We start from the raw sequence: 264 nt of genomic DNA on the forward strand, positions 1-264 counted from the left end.
GTGCGACGGAGGCGGCCGTCGATACGGCTGGCAGCGACCGCCGCGGCAGGTCCGCGGCCGATCCTGCACCACGTTGCATTCTAAACGGGTTTGGTCGGGACCGCGCGGAACGGCTGTCGTCTGCGGCAGCCGGCACGTTCACGCGTCAGGACGCTGCGCGAGCCCCGCGACGTATTCCGCGTACTCGGGAAACGCGGCGGCCAGTGCGGTCGCGTCCGCGAGCTCGAATTCCGCGAACTCGAACCCGGGCGCGACCGTGCAGCC

General features: G+C 71.2%; 1 pseudogene. It reads right to left on the minus strand.

From position 1 onward, the window contains the following. Positions 1-138 precede the first annotated feature (138 nt). A pseudogene (locus SB772_RS42080) lies at positions 139-264 on the minus strand (cupin domain-containing protein); the annotation flags it as partial.

Origin of the sequence: Paraburkholderia sp. SIMBA_030 (assembly GCF_046535245.1) — a bacterium.
GTDB lineage: Bacteria > Pseudomonadota > Gammaproteobacteria > Burkholderiales > Burkholderiaceae > Paraburkholderia.